Origin of the sequence: Streptomyces sp. MBT53 (genome assembly GCF_016654115.1) — a bacterium.
Classification (GTDB): domain Bacteria; phylum Actinomycetota; class Actinomycetes; order Streptomycetales; family Streptomycetaceae; genus Streptomyces.
The window spans coordinates 1-1,642 of record NZ_JAEQAZ010000424.1 but is presented as its reverse complement, the minus strand read 5'-3'; the positions used below and the strand labels follow the sequence as shown (position 1 = coordinate 1,642).

At 69.5% G+C, this 1,642-nt stretch carries 2 protein-coding genes; both read right to left on the bottom strand.

The features are described 5' to 3' along the window. Positions 1-120: 120 nt before the first annotated feature. Positions 121-1,293, bottom strand: coding sequence for an acetoin utilization protein AcuC (locus JHN45_RS51830; protein WP_201056466.1), 1,173 nt, complete (start codon positions 1,291-1,293; stop codon positions 121-123). Continuing rightward, a partial coding sequence (locus JHN45_RS51825; RefSeq protein ID WP_201056463.1) for an MFS transporter occupies positions 1,244-1,642 on the bottom strand: 399 nt, incomplete at its 5' end. The genes JHN45_RS51830 and JHN45_RS51825, both read right to left, overlap by 50 nt.

Genomic DNA, 1,642 nt, shown 5'->3' with positions numbered 1-1,642 from the left:
GGGCCGGCACCATCCGGCCGGTCGGGCGTTTGAGGACGAGGCCGTCCAGTCCGAAGCGGGGGTCTGGGGGCGGCAGCCCCCAGTGACGGGACGGGTAGGGGCGGCGGGGGCGAAAAATCCCTACGCCAACAACCCCCGCAACGGAAACACCGCCCGCCGAGTAGCCACCACCGCCTGATCAAGCCGATCGGCGGGGTCGTACCCCGACTCCCACTCCGCGTAGGCCACCGGCCACCGCCCATCCGTCATCCGCTGCGGCCCCAACTCCCGCGTCCGAGCGAACACTTCCTGCCGCCACCCCTCAGGAATCACCGCCTCCGGCGCGATCTCCCGCCCCGCAGCGATCGCGACAAGATGCGTCCACGACCGCGGCACAACTTCCACCACGGCGTACCCACCCCCACCCAACGCGACCCACTTCCCGTCCGCGTACGCGTGCGCCAGCTCATGACACGCCACCTGCACAGCCCGCTGCGCATCCAACGACACCGCGAGATGAGCCAGCGGATCCTCGAAATGCGTATCGGCCCCGTGCTGAGTCACCAACACCTGCGGCCGAAAGTCCGCGATGAGCTCCGGCACGACGGCATGAAAGGCCCGCAGCCATCCCGCATCCCCGGTCCCGGCCGGCAACGCCACATTGACCGCCGAGCCCTCGCCCGCCCCCGCCCCGGTCTCCTCAGGCCACCCGGTCTGCGGAAACAAGGTCCGTGGATGCTCATGCAGGGAGATCGTCAGCACCCGCGGGTCCTCCCAGAACGCCGCCTGGACCCCGTCCCCGTGATGCACGTCGACATCGACGTACGCGACCCGCTCGGCCCCCAACTCCAGCAACCGGGCAATGGCAAGCGAGGCATCGTTGTAGATACAGAACCCGGAAGCGGCCCCAGGCATCGCATGATGCAGCCCACCGGCGAAGTTCACGGCATGAGACACATCCCCGCCCCACACCGCCTCGGCAGCCCCCACCGACTGCCCGGCAATAAGAGCCGACACCTCATGCATCCCGGCAAAGGCAGGGTCGTCCATCGTCCCCAGCCCATACGCCCCGTCCGCCGACTCCGGATCCGCCGAGGCGGCCTTCACCGCCTCGACGTAGTCCTCCCGGTGAACCAGCCGCAGCGTCGAATCACCGGCAGGCTTCGCCGCCACCACATCCACGTCCTTGTCGAGCCCGAAGGCATCGACGAGTCTCCGGGTCAGGGCGAGCCGGACCGGGTCCATCGGATGGTCCCGGCCGAAGTCATAGCCCGTTACTGCCTCGTCCCACATCAGCTGTGCGCGCCCGCTCATGCCCGTCACCGTACCGGCCCTCCGCCGGCGCGAACGAGCGGGCGTACACCAACGTCACCAGCACCAACACCATCGGCACGAGCATGGCCCCGCGATAACTCCACGCGTCACCCAGCGCCCCCACCAACGGCGAACCGATCAGGAACCCCACGTAGTTGAAGACATTGAGCCGTGCGATGGCCGTGTCGGACGCCCCCGGGAACAACCGCCCGGCCGCCGCGAAGGTCTGCGGCACCAGCACACACAGCCCGAGCCCCAGCAACGTGAACCCGAGCATCCCGACCCCGGCCCCCGGCGCCACGGCCACCACCGCAAACCCGAGCGCGGCCACCACCGCCCCCAGCCGTAC